The organism is Ulvibacter litoralis (genome assembly GCF_900102055.1).
GTDB lineage: Bacteria > Bacteroidota > Bacteroidia > Flavobacteriales > Flavobacteriaceae > Ulvibacter > Ulvibacter litoralis.
This window is the reverse complement of sequence record NZ_FNBA01000002.1, coordinates 475,200-499,070: the sequence shown is the minus strand read 5'-3', so window position 1 is coordinate 499,070 and position 23,871 is coordinate 475,200. Positions and strand designations below refer to the sequence as shown.

Sequence of the window (23,871 nt, the reverse complement as noted above, 5' to 3'; positions counted from 1 at the left end):
CTATTTTGAATAGGGCAATTTATTGTTCAAAATAATGTTAAAAACAAGTGATGTTATTAATAGAAAAAAGTAAGAAATTTCATAGATTTGTTTTAATCACCCAATTGAATACAAATTACTGATTTTCAGTAATCTTATGTAGATGAAGAATTTTTTAATCATGTTTATTGTCTTTCTAGTTTGGTCATTTTTTGGCCTATGGCTCTATTCATCGTATCAAAACACCGATAAATCGATGTCCGTAAAGACAGAAAAGCTTATAAAAACGAGCACCAAGAGAGAAAAAGACTCCATTGAAAAAGCAGAATCCATTCGAGCCATCAAAGAATACAACAAGAATAAAGAAACTAAAATATCTGGTCTAAAAGGAGTTACTGTCGATGGAGATATCATTTTCATGTATTCAGAAAATGTATCCATATTAGAAAATAGCAGTGAGATTTTTATTCCTGCAGCAATTATTGAATTTAAATACAAAACTAAAAAATACTTACAAGAGCATCCCGATACAGAAGTACACATCAACTCTCTTTATAGCGCTTCGGAAAATTTTGAATCTCCGAATTTAGGCATCAAAAGAGGAGAAAAAATAAAAGAAGTTCTTTTAAGTGTGGGGATTCCGAATGAAAATATAGTGGTGAAACCAATTATTAAAGCACTCGAATTTAATGAAGAAGGCTTTTTCGATAATAGTATTTCTATTTTATTCAAACCTTTAGACCAAAACAGGGTTGAGGAATTAAAAACTAGACTCCCCGACACCAAAACAGTATATCCTACTTTTTCAAATTCAGGAATACTCATAAACGACAATTTAAAAGAACTATTAGCTGAAGTTAAACAAGTAGTGCAAGACAATCCAGATGTACGTATTGAACTTATTGGACACACAGACAACATTGGAAATGAAATAGATAACTATAAAATGGGCTTGGACTATGCCAAACAGGTAGAATGGTATTTAATTGCTAAAGGAGGAATTCGTAACTCTAAAATTAAATCTTCTTCTAAAGGAGAGTCAGAACCTATTGAAGCAAATAATACAGAAGCAGGAAGAACGATGAACAGGCGTGTAGTTGTAGTATATTACTAAAAAACAATGACAGATTTTACAGATTTTATAAATACTCTACCCGATTATATCGGGATATTTATATTGATGTTAAGTACTTTCTTAATTGGATATTTCTCTGCCTGGTGGTTTCAAAAAAATAAATACAAAGGACTTATTGAACGCTTAAAAAAAGAAGTTAACGAATCTATTATTTCTAAAAGGATTAAAGGGATAGACACTGTCTATACTGAAGTTAAATCCCAGAGGCCAGAATCGAAAAGAAACAACCCATTTACAAAGCCCATTACCTCTTTATATCAAGATACTTTAGAAAAAACACGATCTAATTATGTAACCTACAACAGATCAATGCCCGAATTAGATTTTGAAAGCTTTGGTTATGGAGATGAAAACAATAAAGACAATCTTACGCGCATTAAAGGAGTTGGCCCATACATAGAACTAAAACTTAACGAGATTGGAATTTATAATTTTGATCAAGTAAGTAAATTAAAAGAATCTGATATTCGAATTATTACCGATCTCATTGATTTTTTTCCTGGAAGAATAGAACGTGACGATTGGGTAGGACAGGCTGAAGCATTAAACCAAAACTAAATACCACAATACATCTTATGCAATTAGCAACTATTGATTGGGTTTTAATCATTTCCTTTTTTATTCTTTTCCTTATCATCGGAATTGTTGTTTCAAAAAAATCGGGGAAAAACACCCAAGAGTTTTTCCTGTCTGGGCGAAACATGCCATGGTGGCTTCTTGGAGTTTCCATGGTAGCCACAACTTTTGCTGCCGACACTCCAGGACTTGTAACAGAATTGGTTCGAACCAGCGGTGTTTCTGGAAACTGGGTTTGGTGGGCAATGCTACTCACCGGAATGTTAACTGTTTTCTTTTACGCTAAATTATGGCGCCGTTCTGGTATTAATACCGACTTAGAGTTTTATGAACTTCGTTATTCAGGTAAATCGGCAAGTTTTTTACGCGGATTTCGAGCCATTTACTTAGGGGTTATTTTTAACATTATCACGATGGCTGGAGTTTGTTTGGCCGGCGCAAAAATTGCAAACATTTTATTAGGTATATCACAACAGGAAGCCCTTCTCTACTCTTCTATTATTGTAGTGATATACTCTTCGTTAGGAGGACTAAAAGGAGTATTAATCACCGATCTTATTCAGTTTATCATTGCAATGGTTGGATCTATATGGGCTACCATATATATTATAAATATTCCTGAAATTGGCGGATTACAAAATTTACTAACACACGAAAATGTTTCAGGTAAATTAAATATACTTCCCGATTTTTCAAATACCGAAATGCTCATTACTTTATTTATCATCCCTTTTGCTGTACAATGGTGGAGTACTTGGTATCCAGGAGCAGAACCTGGAGGAGGCGGATATATTGCACAACGAATGCTAGCCGCTAAAGATGAAAAAAATGCTACTTGGGCAACCCTATTTTTCAATTTTGCGCATTATGCAATTCGTCCATGGCCGTGGATACTAGTTGGTTTAGCTTCACTAGTACTATTCCCTACCCTTGAAAGTATTTCTACAGCATTTCCAAATTTAAATGCTGAAATGCAAGGACACGATGTTGCGTACGCCGCAATGATGACCTATTTACCCGCAGGGCTAATTGGAATTGTTTTAACATCATTAATCGCTGCTTTTATGAGCACCATCTCCACACAACTCAATTGGGGAAGCTCCTATATTGTCAATGACTTCTACGGAAGGTTTATTAATAAAGAAGCTTCAGAAAAACAAAAAGTACTGGTAGGACGTATTTCAACCGTATTATTAATGCTTTGCGCAGCCTTATTTTCATTTTATATAAAATCTGCGAAAGATGTTTTTGATCTATTATTACAAATTGGTGCAGGAACAGGATTACTCTTTATTTTAAGATGGTTCTGGAAACGAATCAACCCATATAGTGAGATTACAGCAATGGTTGTATCCTTCTTAATCGCAGTATTCTTTTTTATTAATAAAAAACTAGAGACACCTTTATTTGAACTAGAAGGGCACTGGCAATTAGTACTAGGTGTTTTGATTACTACTTTGGGATGGATTTTAGCGACGCTTCTTACAAAGCCAACCGATACTAAAACCATAACTACTTTTGAAAACTTAGTTTATGGAAAAGAATCTAAGTTTCACAATATCGGATATAAAATAATAGCCTTCTTCCTCGGGATTATTGGAACCTATAGTTTCTTATTTGCTACAGGATATTTTATCTACGGAAACATTTTTCCCGCCGTAGCATTAGCCGTTACCACCATAATCTGTGCTACCTTACTAATTAAACTTTGGAAAAAGATTGTATAAAAAAAGCCGCTTCAGTTAAGAAGCGGCTTTTTTTATAGTTGATGAATCTTTTTAGTTATCTCCTAGAATTAAAGGAAGTCCACTATCCCCTGCTCCAATCACAATTACTTTTGTATTTGGTGATTCTGAAAGCTTTAAAGTAGCATCGATCCCTTTATCTTGAAGAATCTTATCTGTTAACGAAGCACTAAGAATACGGTTTGACTCTGCCTTACCTTGCGCTTCAATAATCACTTTCTCTGCCTCCTTAGAAGCTGTTACCAATCTAAACTCATATTCTAACGACTCTTGCTCTTGTCTTAGCTTACGCTCAATTGCTTCTTTTATCGTTGTTGGAAGTGTCACATCACGTACTAAAATTTCATTTAGTTGAACATATTGCTTCGTCAATATCTTTTTCGTTTCTTCAAAGATTTCATCTTGAATAGCATCACGCTTACTAGAATATAATTGTTCAGGTGTATAACGCCCTACCACACTTCTTGCAGCACTTCGTATAGCTGGCTGAATCACACGTTGTAGGTAGTTTTCACCTAATGTTTGGTGTAAATTCCCTAAATCACTAACAACAGGCTGATACCAGACTGAAGCGTCAATTTGAATCTCCAAACCATTAGAAGACAATACTCGTAATTTCTCAAAAAGCTCTTGCTGACGTACTTCGTAAACAAACACTTTATTCCAAGGTGCCACTACATGAAACCCTTCCCCTAGAGGTGGCTCGTCAGTTACAACTCCATTGTCAAAAGTTCTGTATAGAACTCCAGCTTGACCAGATTCGATCGTTATAGCAGATTTTGCTATTAAAATAATAAGAAGAATAGCAATTATAATAACTGGTATTCCAATTTTAGGTAATTTCTCCATAGTATATTTTTAAAAATTAAATTAATCCATTGTATTTCCTCATAAACCACTCTGCCGTTAAGGAAAGAACTATAATGGCAAGTAAATACTTCCAATCGATTAAAGGTATCACTTTTTGTTCGCTTTTCTGAATTTGTTGGTACCTATTATCCTTTGTTAAATCGCTCATTAACTGATCTACCTGCGATACAAAATACGTAGCTCCGTTACTAGTGTTCGCTATGTACTGAAGCTTAGCAACATCTGCATTTAAAAACTGTTGCTCTACATTAAAGTCTAGAATTGTAAAACTTCCGCTACGAGCAACTGTTTGATCATTTACCGAAACTGTAAATAAATAAGAGCCTGCATTTAAACTATTTAAATCCACTTCGTAAAAGTTATTCTTTAACAGCAACGGAAAGGTAATTCTCTCTTTCGTTTCAGAATTTGTCACATTTATCGACAAGGAAGCACGTGAATCGAACACAAAATTTTGATCAAAATACTGCGCCGAAATCTTAATTGGATTGTTATTGTAGTAAAACGTTTCATTACTCACCTCTAACCTACTCCTACGTTTGTTAGACGCAAGATACTGCACTAACTTACCCGTAAAATTATCAAAGGTTTCAAAGCTATTATCGTTCAGAAAGGATTGTGCACGCCATTTCCAAAGTCCTTCACCGTCCCAAATCGCATTTCTAACTCCATTAAGCTCCATGGTCGCAAGCATAGGCGTTTCAGAAGAAAAACCATCTACAGACTGCTCTAACAAAACCTCGTGAGGCACCGTGATTTCTAACGCGCCAAATAAGGTTTTAAGTGGACGCATGGCTTCAAAAGCTAAATCGTCTACCGCAAATGTTCCGTAATTCACATTTAAAATCCCAGAAACATCTTCCGTCTGATTTGTTATTTCTTTGGAATAGTTTTTCTGAATGTTATTTAAAAAGTTCCAATCTGTTTCGAGTCCTGTAATGACAAACGTGTTCTTTTTAAGTTTTTCTATTTCTGAATATACCGTTGAAAAGCTTCTATCTGGTTGATACAGCAACACTAACTGATAATCATTAAGCAATGCAGCTGCTTCTGAAGGCTTTTTAATTAGTACTGTGCGTTGCTCGTTTGAAGCAATTGCCTTTTTTAAAGCACCCACATCTGGATGAACAATACTACTTACAATCAATACATTGGTTGCCTGATCAATTACTTCTACCGCGAACTGCTTCACATTATTAGACGTATTTTTCTCGTCTTGCAAAGCAACTAACTGTGCTGTATATTTCTGAAGTCCGACACTAGTAGCAGGAAGTGTAAACGAAATTGTTTGCGTATTGTTTGTTTCTGAAAATGAAACTGGCTTACGGTACACAACTGAAGCACCTTGTTTTACAATAAACTGACTGTTTGCGCTTCCCGTTCCATTATACACCAATATCGTTTCTATTGGAAACTGATTCTTCAGAAAAGCATATCTATTGGTATTAAGCTGCTCAATAGCTAAGTCGGTGTGTTTTGTAGTATCCCCCAATACAATGGGAAAGATCTGATTTTTAAATGTTGCTGAAGAAAACGCATAGTCCGCTCCTAAGGTTTGGTTTCCATCAGAAATTAAGACTGTTGGCGCTGTTTCATTTTTAAACAACTCATTAATAGATGCCAAAGCTTTAGAGATATTCGTATTCTTTTCAGAAAAAGACAAACTATCTAAGCCTCTAAAATCATTTCCGAAGGAAAAAAAAGAAAGATCAAAACGATCGTTAAGATCAGGATTTTCTTGCAACTGCTTCAAAAGTGCTTCTACATTCTCTTTTTGATTTAACGCAACTACAGAGGCCGAATTATCAATTAAAATTGGAAGTTTCGGTTTTTCAACGGTATACGTTTCCGTTTTAAACTTCGGGTTAATCAATAATAGCAATACTGAAAATAAAGTTACAAATCGAAGCACTCCAAAAACCCAGCGCAACATCCCTTTGTATTTTGTTTTATAGCCATACATGAATACAGAAACTGCCAAGGAAAAAATTCCTGCAATACCTATAAAAAGAATAGTTTCTGCTGTCATAAATGTGGTAAGGGTGTTTACTGTAAATTTAGAACAGTGAAGGGATTGTCTGTTAAGTAAGCATTCCTCCGTCCACGTTCAAAACTTGACCGGTAACATACCCTGATAAATCGCTTGCTAAGAAGACGCATGCATTTGCAATATCTTCTGGAGAACCGCCTCGCTTTAAAGGAATAGCATCCCTCCAACTTTGTACGGTTGCTTCGTCCAATTTTCCGGTCATTTCGGTTTCAATAAAACCTGGTGCAATCACATTGCAACGAATATCACGAGAACCAAGCTCTAAAGCTACTGACTTTGAAAAACCAATAATTCCAGCCTTAGAAGCTGCATAATTAGTTTGTCCAGCATTTCCCTTTACGCCTACTACCGAACTCATATTAATAATAGAACCCTTGCGTTGTTTAAGCATAGTACGTTGTACCGCTTTAGTCATATTAAAAACAGACTTTAAGTTAACTTCAATAACCTTATCAAAATCTGCTTCAGACATACGCATTAATAGGTTGTCTTTTGTAATTCCGGCATTATTTACTAAGATATCTATACTTCCAAAATCTTCAAGAACGGTAGCGGCTAATTGCTCAGATTCGCTAAAACTTGCAGCATCACTTTGGTATGCTTTAGCCTTCACGCCAGTTTTTGAAAGCTCGGCAGCCAAAGCTTCAGCAGCTTCCGAAGAAGAACTATACGTAAATGCAACATTTGCACCGTGTTGTGCAAAGGTTTCTACAATTCCTTTCCCAATTCCGCGGCTTCCTCCGGTAATAATAGCTGTTTTCCCTTCTAATAATTTCATAGTCTTAGATAATTTCTTTGGAATAAAATCAAATATAATAAATCGCTGTGTGTTCTCCATAAAAAAAGCCCTGCTAATTTAACAGGGCTTTTTTTTCTATTTTTTAAGAATATTAGCCAAGAACTTCAGCTACTCTTTTTCCTATTTCAGCAGGAGAATCTACAACGTGAATTCCACATTCTCTCATAATTTTCTTTTTAGCTTGTGCAGTGTCATCACTTCCACCAACAATCGCACCTGCGTGCCCCATTGTTCTTCCCGCTGGAGCAGTTTCACCTGCAATAAAACCAACGATAGGCTTTTTACTTCCAGACGCTTTGTACCATTGTGCGGCATCAGCTTCTAACTGACCTCCAATTTCACCAATCATAACAACAGCTTCTGTTTCAGGATCGTTAATTAATAACTCTACTGCTTCTTTAGTTGTGGTTCCAATAATTGGATCTCCACCAATACCAATCGCAGTTGTAATTCCTAATCCTTGTTTTACAACTTGATCTGCAGCTTCATACGTTAGTGTTCCTGATTTAGAAACAATACCTACTTTTCCTTTTTTGAATACAAAACCTGGCATAATACCAACTTTAGCTTCTCCTGGTGTAATTACACCTGGACAGTTAGGCCCTACCAAACGGCAATCTTTATCTTTTAAGTAGTCTGCAGCTTTAATCATATCGGCTACAGGAATTCCTTCTGTAATAGTTATAATAACTTTAATTCCAGCATTTGCTGCTTCCATGATTGCATCTGCCGCGAAAGCTGGTGGTACAAAAATAATAGTTGTATCTGCTCCTACTTGTTTAACAGCTTCTTCTACTGTATTAAAAACAGGCTTGTCTAAATGAGTTTGACCCCCTTTTCCTGGCGTTACACCTCCTACAACATTGGTTCCGTATTCGATCATTTGCCCAGCGTGAAAAGTACCTTCACTACCTGTAAATCCTTGTACAATTATTTTTGAATCTTTATTAACTAAAACACTCATTCTTTTTCTACGTTTTTAATGAATTTAAAAAAATAAAACTTCCTCCGCGCTAGCTTTAGAAGTTGATTGCAAATATACTTTTTTTACGGAAGTTTTCCGCTATTTTATACTTTAACCTTATGATAAGATTTATTAGTATCATCTTTATCTGTTGCAGGCTGACTAACTTGATGTCCTCTGTAGATTTTTCCGTCTTTTACTTCCCAAATAGCAATAAAATGAGCTATTCCTAATTCCTCATCAGGGTTTTCAATAGTTCTTATATAGTATTTATAACGAATTGTCACGAAATTTTCATCCGCAAGAACATGACTCACCTCTGCTCTAATATCGTCATAAGTGCGACGAATTTCAGAAAACAAAGAAGCCAAGTCATCTCTATTCATAACTGTTAACCCATCATTACTATTCCAAATTAGTTCTAAATCTGGGTGGAAATAAGTTGTTAAAACAGAATCATCTTTTAGAATGTCCGACCTATAAAAGTCTTTTATAATATCTTTTGCGCTTTTCATTATTACAGTTTATCTAACTTATCAATAATATCCGGAATTAAACGAATAGATGCTAATTCCTTGTATTTTTTTCTAAAATCATCAGCAGGAGTTCCAAAATAGGATTTATGCCCTGGCAACGATTTACTTACACCACTTTGAGCAGAAATTACTGCTTTCTCACCAATAGTTACACCACTGGTAATCCCCACCTGCCCCCAAATAGTTACAAAATCTTCAATAAGCACACACCCTGCAATTCCTACTTGCGAAGCTATTAAACAACGCTTACCAATTACAGTATCATGCCCAACGTGTACCTGATTGTCTAACTTAGAACCTGCACCAATAATAGTAGAAGCCGTAACCCCTCTATCTATAGTGCACAAAGCTCCTAAATCAACATCATCTTCAATAACAACATTTCCTCCACTTACTAACTTATCGAAGTTTTCAGGTCTATTTTTATAATAGAATGCATCGGCTCCAAGTACTGTTCCTGAGTGTATGGTTACATTATCTCCTATTACCGTATTATCGTAAATGGAGACATTGGCATGTATTAAACAGTTTTTACCAATAGTTACATTGTTTCCAACAAAAACATTTGGCTGAATAATCGTATGCTCACCAATAACAGCCGAATCTGCAATAACAGCTCTCGCTGCTATAAACGGATTAAAATGATTGGTTAAGGTATTAAAATCGCGAAAAGGGTCGTCAGAAATTAAAAGTGCTTTACCTTCAGGACAGTCAACTTTTTTATTAATGAGAACAATTGTAGCTTGCGATTCGAGTGCTTTATCGTAGTATTTAGGATGATCTACAAAAACAATATCACCTGGTCTCACCACGTGAATTTCGTTCATACCCAACACAGAAAAATCGGCATGTCCTACATAATCACAGTTGATTATTGCAGCTATTGCTTCTAATGTTTGGGGATTTTTAAATTTCATAATTAGCTAAAATTAGCTTTAAATATAAAGAAATAACAGTATAAACTCGCACGCTACGCTTCTAAATTATTCTTTTACACGTTCTTGGTAATTTCCTTTTTCAGTATCAATTCGGATCTTATCACCTTCATTGATAAACAAAGGAACATTTACCTCTGCTCCAGTTTCCACTACAGCAGGCTTTGTTGCATTAGTAGCAGTATTTCCTTTTACACCAGGCTCTGTAGAAGTCACTTCTAAAATAACATGTGCTGGCATTTCAACTGAAAGTGGCGCATTATCTTCAGTATTAATAATGACAGTCACTACTTCACCTTCTTTCATCAACTCAGGAGTATCTAACGCATCCTTTTCAAGTTGAATTTGAGAGTAATCTTCCGTATTCATAAAATGATAGGTTGGTCCTTCATTATACAAGTATTGAAATTTATGTGTTTCAACACGAACATCATCAATTTTATGTCCTGCAGAAAAAGTATTATCAATTACTTTCCCAGAAGTTACACTTTTAAGTTTAGTTCGAACAAATGCAGGTCCTTTTCCTGGTTTAACGTGTAAAAATTCAATGATTTTATAAATATCATTGTTATACCTAATACATAATCCTTTTCTAATGTCTGAACTTGTTGCCATTTATACTTTATTGTTTTTGATAATTGCGTCGAACTATCTATTTATTATTTATTTTCTTCGGAAAGATACTCGTTTTAACCTAATTTCTTAGTTATTACTAAAATACCCTTTCATAATTCCTCTTTTCGAATTTTTTATAAACTGAAGAATCTCATCTCTTTCTGGTGTCGCTTCCATTTCAGCTTCAATAATTTCTGCGGCTTGCGTATTATTATAGTTACGTTGGTACAGCAAACGATAGATATTCTGAATTTCTCTAATCTTTTCAGGAGTAAACCCTCTTCGGCGTAGCCCAATTGAATTAATCCCTACATACGAAAGTGGCTCACGAGCTCCCTTAACAAACGGCGGCACATCTTTACGAACTAAAGACCCTCCTGTTACAAAAGCATGATTTCCAATCATACAAAACTGATGAACAGCTGTCATTCCAGCTAAAATAACAAAATCACCCACTGTTACATGTCCTGCCAATGTACTATTGTTAGAAAACACACAATTATCTCCAACGATGCAATCGTGTGCAATATGGCAATACGCCATGATCAAGCAATTTTTACCAACAACCGTTTTACCTCTATCTACAGTACCTCTATTTACAGTAACATACTCACGAATGGTGGTATTATCACCGATTTCGGCAATAGTATCTTCGTCTTGAAATTTTAAATCTTGCGGAATTGCAGAAATAACTGCACCGGGAAATATGTTGCAATTTTTACCAATTCGAGCACCTTCCATAATAGTCACATTAGACCCTATCCAGGTTCCTTCACCAATAACAACATTGTTATGAATAGTTGTAAATGGCTCTATTACTACATTTTTGGCAATCTTCGCGCCCGGATGGACATATGCTAAAGGCTGATTCATTTATATATTTTTAGTTTTTACTATCTGAGCCATCAATTCTGCCTCAGCGACTAGTTTATCATTTACATACGCTTGACCATTCATAAGAACAATTCCGCGACGTATAGGTGACATTAATTTTAAATCAAATATAAGCGTATCTCCAGGGTTTACCTGTTGTTTAAACTTTACATTGTTTATTTTCATAAAATACGTAAGGTAGTTCTCAGGATCTGGAACCGTACTTAACGCTAATATCCCTCCTGTTTGCGCCATAGCTTCTACTATTATAACACCAGGCATTACAGGTGCTCCAGGAAAATGTCCAACAAAAAACGGTTCGTTCATTGTTACATTCTTAAGCCCCACCACGTGAGAGTCTGACATTTCTAGAATTTTATCTACAAACAAAAACGGTGGACGATGCGGAAGCATGTCCATGATTTGATTCACATCTTTTACAGGCGGTACCGAAAGATCTATTTTAGGAGCTTTATTTCTACTTTCTAGTTTTATAACTTTTGAAAGTTTTTTTGCAAACTGTGTATTAACGTGATGTCCTGGCTTGTTCGCAATAATTTTCCCTCGAATACGAGTTCCTATTAAAGCTAAATCGCCAATAACATCTAATAATTTATGACGTGCGGCTTCATTTGGGTGATGCAACGTAAGATTATCTAAAATACCATTCGGCTTCACTGAAATTTTATCCTTTCCAAATGCAGACCGTAATTTCTCCATTGTTTCAGGAGACAATTCTTTGTCTACATATACAATTGCATTGTTTAAGTCCCCTCCTTTAATAAGTCCGTGCTCCAACAACATTTCAATTTCGTGCAAAAAGCTAAATGTTCTAGAATCTGAAATCTCATCTTTAAAGTCAGAGATATGCTTTAAAGAAGCATTTTGAGTTCCTAAAACCTTCGTTCCGAAATCGACCATTGTTGTAATTTGGTACTCATCTGACGGCATTACAATTATTTCGCTTCCTGTTTCTTCATCTAAATACGAAATAACTTCTTTTACAACATACTCTTCTCTGCAAGCCGCTTGTTCTACAATTCCTGCTTTTTCAATAGCTTCAACAAAAAACTTAGAAGACCCGTCCATAATTGGCGGTTCCGAAGCATTTAATTCTAAAATACAGTTATCCACTTCCATTCCCACTAATGCTGCAAGAACATGTTCTGAAGTTTGTATTTTAACTCCGTCTTTTTCTAAATTAGTTCCACGTTGTGTATTTACAACATAGTTAGCATCCGCTTTAATAGCAGGACTTCCTTCCAAATCTATTCGAACAAAAGAATATCCGTGATTTTCTGGAGCTGGTTTAAAAGTTAATGTTACTTCCTTTCCAGTGTGTAAACCCACTCCTGTTAAAGTAACCTCTTTATTTATAGTGCGTTGTTTTACCATTGCGTTACTCATTATTCAGTTTTTTTTCAAAGGTATTAAATCGATCCATTATTTTTGGCAGATTTTTAAAGTGAACATAGCTTTTATTGAAATCGCCATAGCTTAACGCTGGTGACCCCTGCAATGTTTCATTATCTTTCACATTTCGTCCTATTCCACTTTGCGCCTGAATTTTGACATTGTCACCTATAGTTATATGTCCAACAATTCCTACTTGTCCACCAATCATACAATTCTTGCCAATTTTGGTAGATCCAGCGATACCCGTTTGTGCAGCAATTACAGTATTTTCACCTATCTCAACATTGTGAGCTATTTGAATTTGATTGTCAAGCTTCACTCCCTTTTTAATCACAGTAGAGCCTAAAGTTGCACGATCTATAGTCGTTCCTGCACCTATATCTACATTGGCTTCAATAATAACATTTCCTGTTTGTGGTACTTTTATGTATTCCCCTTTTTCGTTTGGAGAAAATCCAAAACCATCAGCTCCTACTACCACTCCACTATGTATTACAGAGTTATCTCCTATTACTGTTTCAGAATAGATTTTAGCCCCTGCAAATACAGTTACATTATTTCCAATTTTAACATTGTCACCAATATATGCGTTGGGATATACTTTTACGTTATCTCCAATAGTCACATTATCCCCAACATACGCGAAAGCTCCTAAGTAGATATTCTCCCCATAGGTAGCACTTTCAGAAACAAATACAGGTTTTTCAATCCCTGTTTTATTCATCTTTACTTGGTTGTAGTATTCTAACAACTTAGAAAACGATTTATAAGCATTCTCTACGCGTATTAAGGTGGTAGTTATAGGATGCTCTAAAACAAAGTCTTTATCTACAATTGTAATAGATGCTTTTGTTGTATAGATATAAGGTGTGTACTTAGGGTTAGCGAGAAAGGTTAAACTTCCTTCACTTCCTTCTTCTATTTTAGCAAGTTTAGATACTTCTACTTCTTCATTCCCGTCCACTACACCTTCTAAAATGCCTGCTATTTGAGCTGCTGTAAATTTCATTGGTTGGTATTGATTTGAAATGTATCCTTACTAATTAAACGAGTAATAGAAATATGTATTTGTGATTGGCTACATTTCATTCTTGCAAAAATAGAAAAAAAGGTTTAGTAATCGCTTTTAGGATAACATAGATAATATTTTACCACTTTTTTTGATAGCGCTTCAAGGTTTAATTGGTCACTTGCCTTAGCCACATCCACTACTTTTCCTGTTTTGGTTAACAAGTTAATTGTTTCTGTTTCCATATTATAGGCCTGATTAAACACTTCACCACCGAATACGAAATAAGATGCTTCATTAGCAGATAGGTTGTGTTTCTTCTGAAAAGTTTTTTTACGTTCTTCTATTTTTTCTGAAGCATACGGTTTGCTTTTCATCTTAACTTTCAACAAATTTCTATTTAAAAGCATTTCTGAAAGACTGCGTAACACAAAATCTTCAGATGAAACCCAAGACTTCATGGACGAAATAATATCGTAATCGTCAAGCTTAGAAAAGGTATCTAATACCTTGACTGAAAAACCTTCAATAGTAACGTGATTTTTCAGAAAAAAAGACAATGCAGCACTTGCGGGAAGCTCTACTCCTTGTTGTGTCAACTCTTTTGCTCGTTTTAAAACTCGAAGCAACAACTGTTCAGCTACAAGACTTGTTTTATGTAAATACACCTGCCAATACATCAACCTTCGTGCAACGATAAATTTTTCTACGGAATAAATGCCTTTTTCTTCAACAACAAGCAGATCGTTTTTTACATTAAGCATTGTGATTAACCGTTCTGAGTTTACAGACCCTTCTGAAACTCCCGTGTAAAAACTATCGCGTCGTAAATAATCCAGCCGATCCATATCCAACTGACTCGAAATTAGCTGATGTAAGAACTTACGTTCATATTCATTCTTAAAAACTGAAATTGCAAACGTTAATCTGTTGTTAAACTGAGCATTCAATTCTTCCATAAACAACAATGAAATCTCTTCATGACTCACATTTTCAACAATGCTATGCTCCATAGCATGCGAAAAAGGTCCGTGACCAATATCGTGTAATAAAATTGCAATATTCAAGGCTTCCTCCTCCTTTTTTGAAATTTCAACACCCTTTAAACGAAGCACATAGATTGCTTTTTGCATCAAATGCATAGCTCCCAACGCATGGTGAAATCGAGTGTGGTGTGCTCCTGGATATACCAAATATGACATTCCCATTTGAGAAATACGGCGTAACCGCTGAAAGTATGGATGCTCTATTAAATCGAATAGTAACGGACTTGGTATGGTAATAAAACCATAGATTGGATCGTTTACTATTTTGAGTTTGTTTTGTGGATTCAAACTTTAACTTTTAATTAATACTGATGGATTGAGTTTTGAACGACTTCGGAACTAATTTTGGTATCTAGTAAGCAGCTTCTTATAAAAGTGGCACTTTCTAAAATTAATAAACAAATATACATATATGAGCGACATAAAAATACTTTGGGTAGATGATGAAATTGATTTATTAAAGCCGCACATCTTATTCTTAGAAAATAAGAATTACAAAGTGACGAAAGCACAAAGTGGAACTGAAGCGCTTGAAGAAGTTAAAAAACAGAATTTTGACATTATTTTTCTAGACGAAAATATGCCAGGACTTACTGGTTTAGAAACACTTGCCGAACTAAAAGAATACGAAGCCTCTACTCCTGTTGTGATGATTACTAAGAGTGAAGAGGAATATATCATGGAAGAAGCCATAGGCTCTAAAATTGCAGATTACCTTATCAAACCTGTAAATCCAAATCAGATTTTACTAAGTCTGAAGAAAAACTTGGACCACTCTCGATTAATTTCTGAAAAAACAACGTCTAATTACCAACAAGAGTTTCGTAAAATAGCAATGGACTTATCGATGGTAAACTCTTATGAAGAGTGGGCAGATATGTATCAGAAGTTGGTGTATTGGGAATTAGAACTAGAAGGCATCGAGGATTCTGGAATGTTCGAAATTTTAGAATCTCAGAAATCGGAAGCTAATTCGCAATTCTGTAAGTTTATTGATAAGAATTACCCAAGCTGGTTTGAGAAAAACGCAGACAAACCAACCATGTCTCACACCCTGTTTAAAGACAAAGTGGTTCCTGAGTTAAAAGACAACAGACCTACGTTATTGGTCGTAGTTGATAATTTACGTTACGATCAATGGAAAGCCTTTGAACCTTTCTTAGCCAACAACTACAAAAAGAATAGTGAAGAAATGTATTACGGAATTCTTCCAACAGCTACTCAATATGCTAGAAATGCTATTTTTAGTGGATTGATGCCTAGCGATATGGAAAAGAAACATCCAGACTTATGGCTGAATGATACTGATGAAGGTGGAAAAAATCTACACGAAGAAGAGTTCTTGAGGTTTCAATTAAAACGCCTTGGTCTAGAGCTTAACTGGAGTTATCATAAAATTTCAAGTTTAAAACAAGGAAAAAAATTAGTAGATAGCTTTAAAAGTCATAAAGACGAAGACTTAACGGTTGTGGTGTATAATTTTGTGGATATTCTGTCGCATTCCAAAACTGAAATGGAAGTTATAAAAGAACTTGCGTCTACCGACAAGGCTTACAGATCATTAACACAAAGTTGGTTTAAGAATTCTCCTTTAATGGAAATTATTCAACAAGCATCACAGTTAGGCTTTAAATTAATCGTTACTACAGATCATGGAACCATAAATGTAAAAAATCCATCAAAAGTAATTGGAGACAAAAACACAAGCTTAAATCTTCGTTATAAAACAGGTCGAAGCCTTACGTATGAAACGAAAGATGTATTAGAAGCTAAAAACCCTAGCAGCATACACTTACCCTCAATAAACATGAGTAGTTCCTTTATTTTTGCTAAAGGTGAAATGTTTTTCGCTTATCCAAATAACTACAACCATTATGTAAGTTATTTCCGTAATACTTACCAGCATGGTGGCGTTTCATTAGAAGAAATGATTATTCCTTTTGTAGTACTAGATCCAAAATAAATGTAGGTTTATTCTTTCATTAGTGTAGTTCGTCGGTTTTTTATACAAATAATCCGAATAATATGTTACATTTACGCGCAATTAAATTTACCTATGCAAGTAACATTTATGATCAAGGATTTACCCCAAATCGCTGACCAAATATTATTAAGTGCACCATTCAAAACCATTTTATTTTATGGTGAAATGGGTGTTGGTAAGACGACACTTATTAAAGAACTTGCTAAAAAAATTGGTGTTACCGACACATTAAGTAGCCCAACCTTCTCAATTGTAAACGAATACAAAACACAAACCGATAAATTATTCCATTTTGATTGTTATCGAATAACATCAGAAGAAGAAGCGCTTGATTTTGGAATTGAAGAATATTTAGATTCCGATAATTGGAATTTAATTGAATGGCCAGAAAAAATCGCGAATTTATTGCCAGAAAAAAGTACTAAAATTCAATTAATAAAAAACACTAACGGAAGTAGGACCGTAAAATTAGAGCCCATGAAATAAAATTGAAACGATAACATATTTGCATACTCTCCTGATTTTTAAATAGCTGCCCCAAATCGCATTATTTTTAAAGGATATTTTATTGTCCAAAAAAAAACTAATAAAGATACGGACAACATAATTCAGATACTTGTCTTTTTTCGTGCTAGGTTTGTACTATTAACCTCACAAAAACAAATATTATGAAAGTAGCAAGAAACCTTTTTATCGTAGCAATTTTTGGACTTGGATTATTTGCATCCTGCACTCCAGAGAACATCGAAAATGGACAAACCGAACAACAAGTCGACAAAACACTTAAGCCATTACAAAACGGATAGAAAGTCTTTAGTCATTGGTGGTATTATTGTTTTATTAATTGCCTTATCACCAATCTTATTTTATTCTTATAGAAGTTTTCCAGAGTCTCAGACTTTGGAAACTTCTTTTTTTACATTAAATACAAGTTTCCCAAGTTTCTATGCTTATGCTTGGTATTTTACTGGAAAATTCATCCCTCTATACTTATTATTACTCTGGTTTTTAACCTGTAAGCACTGGTGGCACTGGATCATTCTAGTACCTATCGCCATGTACTCATTTCAGCTATGGGGCGTGATCAATGAAAGTAACAGTTTAGATGAACTAGAGTTAGTCTATATATTTCCTTTAATGATGATTCTTGTGCCAGCTGTCTACCTGATTAGAGCTAAAATATTTAATCAAGTACGTGAAAATGACTTTCAATCATTTGAAGAAGAATTAGCAAAGAAAAAATCAGTTTGGGGACAAATTAAAGATTTATTTCAATAAATATTTCTCTTCACTTTTTAAGATTAAATATGTAACTTGGTTCTGTTAACAAACAGTCCATGTCTATATCACCATTCACCAAAGCACAATTACTTCCGCAAGAAGAAACCCTCGAAATTGCAAGGGAAAAGGGCGAATTATTCATTGGAATCCCTAAAGAAACCTATTTTCAAGAAAAACGGATATGTTTAACACCAGATGCAGTTGCAGCTGTAGTTTCAAACGGTCACCGTGTGTTAATAGAAAAAGGAGCTGGTATTGAAGCTGGTTTTAGCGATGCTAATTATAGTGATTCTGGAGCTTTATTAACAAGCGATACCGATAAAGTATTTGCTTGTCCAATTATACTTAAGGTTGAACCCCCTACCATTGAAGAAATAAAACTTATTAAGCCAAAATCGGTTATAATTTCCGCGCTTCAACTTAAAACAAGGAAAAAAAGTTATTTTGAGGCCTTAGCAAAAAAGAAAATTACCGCCTTGGCTTTTGAATTTATCAAAGATGAAGACAATGGATATCCGGCCGTTAAAGCATTGAGTGAAATCGCAGGAACTGCTGCTGTTTTAATAGCAGCAGAATTAATGGTTAATGCAGAAAAAGGCAATGGCTTACTTTTTGGAAATATAAGTGGAGTCCCCCCTGTAGAGGTTGTTGTTATTGGTGCCGGAACAGTAGGACAGTTTGCAGCAAGGTCAGCTATTGGACTCGGAGCTAACGTAAAAGTGTTTGACAGTTCTATAACAAAACTCCGAAAGCTTCAAAACAACTTAGGTCAAACAATATATACTTCTACCATTCAACCAAAAAATCTCTTAAAAGCCCTTAGACGTTGTGATGTTGCTATTGGGGCTGTACGTGGTAATAATCGCTCCCCTGTTATTGTCTCTAAAACAATGGTTGAAAACATGAAGAAAGGGGCCGTTATTATTGATGTTAGTGTTGATATGGGCGGTTGTTTCGAAACTACGGAAATGACGACACATGACAAACCTACCGTTATTAAAAATGGCGTTATTCATTACGGAGTACCTAATATCCCTGCTAGATACCCTAAAACTGCCTCTATATCAATCAGTAACATTTTCACACCTTACCTATTAAACATATCAGAATATGGAGGAATTGAAAATGCGATTAGATTTGACAGCGGTCTGAAGAATGGTTTGTACTTTTACCGTGGAATTTTAACCAATAAAGCTGTTGGTGATTGGTTTGACATGCCGTATAGCGATCTAAACCTTTTAATTTTCTAATTTAAAAACACAAAACTAATTTTACTTATTCTATGAAGTTTATTTATCGGTTAGGATTTTATTTAGGAGGATTTACCATTGGCCTTATCATTCTTTTTTTCTTTTTAGGAGGCAAAAAGACTTCTTGTGATTATGGCCCAGAAGCAAGAACATTAAAAAATATTAGAATTAAACCTCGCTTATTTTCCGAAGAAAGTATTATTTCTCTTTCTGAAAAAGGATTAGATACTTCAGCAATAGCCACACTCCTTAGAAAAGGGTCCGTTTTATTCTCTGAAAGCAATACCAAACTTGACTCCTGCAAACAATATGTGATAGAAGGGACTATTTCTGATACTAATTTAAAAATTAGAGTTGAAAACTGTGAAGAACAGGCTACTGTACTAAAAGTATACAACGCTGACTAATTTTATTTTATTCCTCAAGCTTTTTTATAAAATACGAAGGATACACTTTGTATCGCTCGTAGAATCGCTTTGAAAAAGACTCTGCTCCTTTAAAACCGCAGTCAGCAGCAATAGCTTTAATAGTATATTTTCGAAATGTTGGATTCTCCGTTAATTCTTTAAAAGCAAATTCTACACGCAAATCATTAATATACTTGCTGAAATTTTTATTTTTTTCATTATTGACTACTTTCGATAGGTAACGTGGGTTTGTATCACATAAATTAGCCAAACTTCGCAATGAAACATCTTTAGACAAGTATTTCTTTTCTTTTTCAAATTTATCAAGTCCTTCAAGAATACCTTTGAGCACTGTTTGTGATATTTCAGAAGAGAGAGATTTCTTCTCTTTCAAATGCCCCTTATTGTCCTTTTGCCTCGCTATTAAGGATTCAAATCTTTTTTTATATACTAATTGCCTATTAATGTAATACCCTAATGCAATAAAAGAGATGAAAAGAACCGCCAATCCAAGATACATGTTATTTCTAGATCGAATATTATCTTCTTCTAAATCACTAATCAACTCCTCTTTTTCTCTTAACAGTTTAGGTGTTTCAAAGTTCTTAATTAGATTAGGTTCAAAATACTGGTAATTTTCATTAAAAACACTATCGATATATAGTAGCTTATTTAAGTAAACAATTTGTTTTTGAGAATCGCCAATGCTTTTATAATAATCAAACAACCCTTCATAAACAATTCTCTGTGACGGCAATATACTTTCAAATTCACTTATCGAATCAGCTATTTTTAAATTCAAAATTCCTTTTTCTAAATTATTAGTTTTTATTAAGCTTAAACCTCTAAACAAATTAATATTTAATAATGATGAGTTATTTAAATCATATCCATTGAACAATAATTCATCACTAATATTTATTGATTTTTCATATTTTTTTAAATAATAATTAATTTCGATAGACATTTCAAGGAACCATTCTTTGTAGTATGATTTACTATTATTATAACCATTATAACTATCTGCTTTGCTGAGTCCCTTTTTAAGGTACAAATAAGCTGAATCTAATTTTTTCAATCCCAAATAACATAACACAAAATTCTGATTAGAAGACAATTCATTCTCAAGGTAAATATCTTTAGCAAAACCAACAGCTCCTTTTCTAGTTGAATTTAATATTCCTTCTAAATATTTTTTATCATTTAATATAGAATGCCTCTTCTTTTGCAATTTTAGCGCCTCTAACTTATTGCCCCAAATAGACTTTGTTCTTATCAATGAGTTTAAGAGAAAAACTTGTTGCGATGTATTCTCACGATCTACAGATAAATCATAAGCTATAATTATGTTTTTAACTTCCAGTTTTAAATCTCCTATTTGATTATAGATATACCCTTTAATCATATAACCCAACGCTGGATATGTTATATTATCTATGTTTTTAGTGAGTTCGATAACACTATCTGCAAATTTTAGATTTGTTTCAGGGTTAAAAATTCTAGCCAAACGATCATACCCCCTCGCCATTTTAATTGTATCGTTTTGACTACGGGCTCTCTCAAGATACACCCTTGCAATTCGCTCTGCTTTTATTGAATCATTACTAACCTTATTAAATAAACTTAATAACTCTTCGTCGTCTAGTACATGTAATTTTTCTATAGAATAGTCTTGCGCCGTAACCGACAAACCCAATAATAAAAAAAGAAAAAATAATCTCATTGATATAAATTAAAAAATAAAACTATAAAAAAACATAAAAGTCTTATAAACCTCGTACTTACAAGGGGATACTTTTATGTTTTATAATTTACAGATTTACCTACAAACCTCTATATATCTATGGTCGTAATTCACGAATAAAGACCAATAATTCAAGAATCTCGATTACGAGCATTTGGTTTTAACCTCAATAGTTAAGAAGTTTGAAGTGTTGTCAATTAAATTACATAACAGCGAAAGGGATCTTTGAACTAAGTTTAACTGGGGAGTTGATGCAAGTGAAGATCTCTTAGCTGTTTTTAAAATACTTCCCCAATTAAAAAAAAGGAACGAAAACACTAAAGTTTTCTTCGTTCCTTTTCTTTTTTTAATAATGAAAGCTCTCTACTTGTTTGTCCAGCGACAGATGTATTTTCTTCAGCACGACGAATTAAGTATGGCATTACGTCTTTTACAGGTCCAAAAGGAATATACTTGGCTACATTATAACCTTCTGCTGCTAAATTATAACTAATATGATCGCTCATTCCGTACAATTGGCCAAACCAAACTCTAGAATCTGTTTTAGCAATTCCTTTTGCTTCTAACAATTCCATTCCTAAATAACTACTATTTTCATTATGAGTTCCTATAAACAATGACATAGCATCCAAATTACCAATTATATATTTCATTACTGCATCAAAATTTTCATCCGTAGCTTGTTTACTCTCACAAATGGGAGTTGGATATCCTTTTTCTTCAGCGCGATCATTTTCTTTTTCCATATAAGCCCCGCGAACGACTTTATAGGCCAATTTATACCCCTTTGCTTTTGCTCTGGCGTGTTGTTCTTTTAAATAATCCAAACGATCCCAACGATAGCATTGCAAGGTGTTAAAAACGATAGGTGTTTCCTTATTGTATTTCTCCATCATAGCTTCACATAAATCATCGGCTGCGGTTTGCATCCATGATTCTTCTCCATCAATTAAGAGTGAAATCCCTGCGCTATGTGCTGTTTTACAGACAATATCGTATCGATCTACTATTCGCTGCCATTCTGAAATTTCAGCAGCAGTTAATTCTTTTCCTGCCGATTTTTTTTCCCATAAAGCAAAACGCCCAAAACCTGTGGGTTTAAAAACAGAAAAAGGCATTGCCTTTTTTTCATCCGCAAAACGGATTAATTTTAAAATCATGTCTCGTGTAGCATCAAACTGTGCCTCTTCTTCCTTTCCTTCTACCGAGTAATCCAAAACAGAACTCACCCCTGCTCCATACAAGCTATCAACCACCGATAAACAGTCCTCTTCATTTACACCTCCACAGAAATGATCAAAAACAGTAGAACGAATTAACCCTTCTACAGGTAAGTGTAAATTTAACGCGAACTTTGTAGCCGCAGTTCCAATTCGAACTAACGGTTCTTTCGAAATCATTTTAAAAAGAAAGTACGCGCGTTCTAATTCAGAATCGCTTTTAAGTCTAAAAGCTGTTTCTGTATTATTAAAAAGAGTTTTTGATACCATATAGTGAAAATAATGTTCACAAATATAGTTAGATTTGACATCTAATTAAAAACAAAATAAGGTTCAAGTGTATGAAAAAAATTCTCAAAGAGCGAGGTTCGGTTTATGGCAATAAAGAGACCTGGGAATCGCTCATAAAAGAAATTGAAAATATTAATCCTTCAAAAGTTTTTATACTTACGGATACCAACACCCACAACTATTGTTTGCCATATTTTAAGGAGAAAATTTCAACTGCAATACAGCTAGAAGTTTTGACCATTTCTGAAGGAGAATTACACAAAACAATCACTACCTGCGTAACACTTTGGGAAACGCTTTCAGAAAAAAATGCGGATCGAAAAACATTACTAATCAATCTTGGAGGTGGTGTCGTTACCGATTTAGGTGGTTTTGTAGCTTCAACTTATAAACGTGGTATTGAATTTATAAACATCCCAACATCACTACTAGCAATGGTTGACGCCTCGGTAGGTGGGAAAAACGGAGTCGATTTAGGAGTAATTAAAAATCAAGTTGGAATAATTAGAAATCCGAAATGTGTCATTATCGACACTCATTTCCTTACTACATTACCCAAAGAACAGATTACTTCTGGTTTTGCTGAAATGCTAAAACACGGATTAATTACTTCGGAAGAATACTGGCAAAGAACTAGGGCATTTAATTTTGAAAATACTTCGGAAACAGACGCGTTAATCTGGGATTCGGTACTCATAAAAAACAATGTAGTAACTGAAGACCCTACAGAACAAGGACTTCGGAAAACACTGAATTACGGACACACCTTAGGACACGCCATAGAATCGTATTGTTTAGAACATTCAGACAAAAAAACATTGTTACACGGTGAAGCTATTGCGATAGGCTTAATTCTCGCCACATATCTTTCAGTTGAGTTACTTTCCTTTCCGAAGCAAAAAATGAACGAAATAACAACAACCATTTTACATCACTTTCCGAAGGTAACTTTTACTGAAAATGACATTGAAGAAATCATAAAACTGCTCATCTACGATAAGAAAAACAGCAACGGAAAGGTTCTTTTTGTGCTTTTACATGCTATCGGAAAACACAAAGTAAACTGCGAAGTTCCTAACGACTTAATTTATAAAGCGTTTGAATATTATAAAAATCACTAAAAAATAATTCTGTTTTTATTTATTG

General features: G+C 34.4%; 23 protein-coding genes. 10 read left to right on the top strand and 13 right to left on the bottom strand.

Annotated elements, in window-relative coordinates:
* Nucleotides 1-142: 142 nt before the first annotated feature.
* From BLQ00_RS08355 to BLQ00_RS08345, 3 genes are read left to right on the top strand one after another with little or no spacing between them, the layout of a single operon-like run.
* Nucleotides 143-1,093 carry an OmpA family protein gene (locus BLQ00_RS08355; protein ID WP_093143044.1) on the top strand — a complete coding sequence of 317 codons (951 nt, stop codon included), beginning with the start codon at nucleotides 143-145 and terminating at the stop codon, nucleotides 1,091-1,093.
* Between the two features lie 6 nt (nucleotides 1,094-1,099).
* Nucleotides 1,100-1,672: a hypothetical protein gene (locus tag BLQ00_RS08350; protein ID WP_139149376.1), complete on the top strand. Its 573-nt coding sequence runs from the start codon at nucleotides 1,100-1,102 to the stop codon at nucleotides 1,670-1,672.
* Between the two features lie 17 nt (nucleotides 1,673-1,689).
* A complete protein-coding gene (locus BLQ00_RS08345; RefSeq protein WP_093143038.1) occupies nucleotides 1,690-3,417 on the top strand; it encodes a sodium:solute symporter family protein in 1,728 nt (575 codons plus the stop codon).
* A gap of 51 nt (nucleotides 3,418-3,468) precedes the next feature.
* Here the strand turns inward: BLQ00_RS08345 and BLQ00_RS08340 are convergent, their stop codons facing one another.
* From BLQ00_RS08340 to BLQ00_RS08290, 11 genes are all read right to left on the bottom strand, one after another.
* Nucleotides 3,469-4,284 carry a prohibitin family protein gene (locus tag BLQ00_RS08340; protein ID WP_093143035.1) on the bottom strand — a complete coding sequence of 272 codons (816 nt, stop codon included), beginning with the start codon at nucleotides 4,282-4,284 and terminating at the stop codon, nucleotides 3,469-3,471.
* Nucleotides 4,285-4,300: 16 nt separating this feature from the next.
* Nucleotides 4,301-6,334: a vWA domain-containing protein gene (locus BLQ00_RS08335; protein WP_093143033.1), complete on the bottom strand. Its 2,034-nt coding sequence runs from the start codon at nucleotides 6,332-6,334 to the stop codon at nucleotides 4,301-4,303.
* A gap of 52 nt (nucleotides 6,335-6,386) precedes the next feature.
* On the bottom strand, nucleotides 6,387-7,133 hold the full coding sequence (gene fabG / locus BLQ00_RS08330; RefSeq protein ID WP_093143940.1) for a 3-oxoacyl-[acyl-carrier-protein] reductase: 747 nt from the start codon (nucleotides 7,131-7,133) through the stop codon (nucleotides 6,387-6,389).
* A 112-nt stretch (nucleotides 7,134-7,245) separates the two neighbouring features.
* The gene (gene sucD, locus BLQ00_RS08325; RefSeq protein ID WP_093143030.1) at nucleotides 7,246-8,118 is read right to left on the bottom strand and encodes a succinate--CoA ligase subunit alpha; all 873 of its coding nucleotides are present in this window, start codon (nucleotides 8,116-8,118) and stop codon (nucleotides 7,246-7,248) included.
* A gap of 104 nt (nucleotides 8,119-8,222) precedes the next feature.
* Nucleotides 8,223-8,633 carry a nuclear transport factor 2 family protein gene (locus BLQ00_RS08320; RefSeq protein ID WP_229792604.1) on the bottom strand — a complete coding sequence of 137 codons (411 nt, stop codon included), beginning with the start codon at nucleotides 8,631-8,633 and terminating at the stop codon, nucleotides 8,223-8,225.
* Between the two features lie 2 nt (nucleotides 8,634-8,635).
* The gene (locus BLQ00_RS08315) at nucleotides 8,636-9,571 is read right to left on the bottom strand and encodes a UDP-3-O-(3-hydroxymyristoyl)glucosamine N-acyltransferase (RefSeq protein ID WP_093143024.1); all 936 of its coding nucleotides are present in this window, start codon (nucleotides 9,569-9,571) and stop codon (nucleotides 8,636-8,638) included.
* A 66-nt stretch (nucleotides 9,572-9,637) separates the two neighbouring features.
* A complete protein-coding gene (gene efp / locus BLQ00_RS08310) occupies nucleotides 9,638-10,204 on the bottom strand; it encodes an elongation factor P (RefSeq protein WP_093143022.1) in 567 nt (188 codons plus the stop codon).
* Between the two features lie 87 nt (nucleotides 10,205-10,291).
* The gene (gene lpxA, locus BLQ00_RS08305; RefSeq protein WP_093143019.1) at nucleotides 10,292-11,077 is read right to left on the bottom strand and encodes an acyl-ACP--UDP-N-acetylglucosamine O-acyltransferase; all 786 of its coding nucleotides are present in this window, start codon (nucleotides 11,075-11,077) and stop codon (nucleotides 10,292-10,294) included.
* The gene (locus tag BLQ00_RS08300; protein WP_093143017.1) at nucleotides 11,078-12,484 is read right to left on the bottom strand and encodes a bifunctional UDP-3-O-[3-hydroxymyristoyl] N-acetylglucosamine deacetylase/3-hydroxyacyl-ACP dehydratase; all 1,407 of its coding nucleotides are present in this window, start codon (nucleotides 12,482-12,484) and stop codon (nucleotides 11,078-11,080) included.
* Complete coding sequence (gene lpxD / locus BLQ00_RS08295) at nucleotides 12,477-13,502, bottom strand: UDP-3-O-(3-hydroxymyristoyl)glucosamine N-acyltransferase (RefSeq protein WP_093143014.1); 1,026 nt, start codon at nucleotides 13,500-13,502, stop codon at nucleotides 12,477-12,479. The genes BLQ00_RS08300 and lpxD overlap by 8 nt, the downstream gene beginning before the upstream one ends.
* Before the next feature lie 104 nt (nucleotides 13,503-13,606).
* Nucleotides 13,607-14,836, bottom strand: a complete 1,230-nt coding sequence (locus BLQ00_RS08290; RefSeq protein WP_093143011.1) for an HD domain-containing protein — start codon at nucleotides 14,834-14,836, stop codon at nucleotides 13,607-13,609.
* 124 nt (nucleotides 14,837-14,960) lie between these two features.
* Between BLQ00_RS08290 and porX the strand changes: the two genes are divergently transcribed.
* The 6 genes from porX (at nucleotide 14,961) to BLQ00_RS08265 (ending at nucleotide 19,470) form a co-directional block, all read left to right on the top strand.
* On the top strand, nucleotides 14,961-16,511 hold the full coding sequence (porX, locus tag BLQ00_RS08285) for a T9SS response regulator signal transducer PorX (protein ID WP_093143009.1): 1,551 nt from the start codon (nucleotides 14,961-14,963) through the stop codon (nucleotides 16,509-16,511).
* Between the two features lie 93 nt (nucleotides 16,512-16,604).
* Nucleotides 16,605-17,018 (top strand): tRNA (adenosine(37)-N6)-threonylcarbamoyltransferase complex ATPase subunit type 1 TsaE, encoded by a 414-nt coding sequence (gene tsaE / locus BLQ00_RS08280; protein ID WP_093143007.1) that lies wholly within the window; start codon nucleotides 16,605-16,607, stop codon nucleotides 17,016-17,018.
* 182 nt (nucleotides 17,019-17,200) lie between these two features.
* The gene (locus BLQ00_RS17575) at nucleotides 17,201-17,338 is read left to right on the top strand and encodes a hypothetical protein (protein WP_175445426.1); all 138 of its coding nucleotides are present in this window, start codon (nucleotides 17,201-17,203) and stop codon (nucleotides 17,336-17,338) included.
* On the top strand, nucleotides 17,283-17,810 hold the full coding sequence (locus BLQ00_RS08275) for a hypothetical protein (RefSeq protein ID WP_139149375.1): 528 nt from the start codon (nucleotides 17,283-17,285) through the stop codon (nucleotides 17,808-17,810). The genes BLQ00_RS17575 and BLQ00_RS08275 overlap by 56 nt, the downstream gene beginning before the upstream one ends.
* A gap of 59 nt (nucleotides 17,811-17,869) precedes the next feature.
* A complete protein-coding gene (locus BLQ00_RS08270) occupies nucleotides 17,870-19,063 on the top strand; it encodes an alanine dehydrogenase (protein WP_093143001.1) in 1,194 nt (397 codons plus the stop codon).
* Nucleotides 19,064-19,095: 32 nt separating this feature from the next.
* Nucleotides 19,096-19,470, top strand: a complete 375-nt coding sequence (locus BLQ00_RS08265; protein WP_093142998.1) for a DUF4258 domain-containing protein — start codon at nucleotides 19,096-19,098, stop codon at nucleotides 19,468-19,470.
* 7 nt (nucleotides 19,471-19,477) lie between these two features.
* On the opposite strand, the gene BLQ00_RS08260 is transcribed toward BLQ00_RS08265, so the two are convergent.
* Both BLQ00_RS08260 and BLQ00_RS08255 read right to left on the bottom strand, forming a co-directional pair.
* On the bottom strand, nucleotides 19,478-21,193 hold the full coding sequence (locus BLQ00_RS08260; RefSeq protein WP_093142996.1) for a helix-turn-helix domain-containing protein: 1,716 nt from the start codon (nucleotides 21,191-21,193) through the stop codon (nucleotides 19,478-19,480).
* A 338-nt stretch (nucleotides 21,194-21,531) separates the two neighbouring features.
* On the bottom strand, nucleotides 21,532-22,704 hold the full coding sequence (locus BLQ00_RS08255) for a proline dehydrogenase family protein (RefSeq protein ID WP_093142993.1): 1,173 nt from the start codon (nucleotides 22,702-22,704) through the stop codon (nucleotides 21,532-21,534).
* Nucleotides 22,705-22,775: 71 nt separating this feature from the next.
* Here BLQ00_RS08255 and aroB point away from each other — a divergent pair, with 71 nt between their 5' ends.
* Nucleotides 22,776-23,846, top strand: a complete 1,071-nt coding sequence (aroB, locus tag BLQ00_RS08250; protein ID WP_093142991.1) for a 3-dehydroquinate synthase — start codon at nucleotides 22,776-22,778, stop codon at nucleotides 23,844-23,846.
* Nucleotides 23,847-23,871 lie beyond the last annotated feature (25 nt).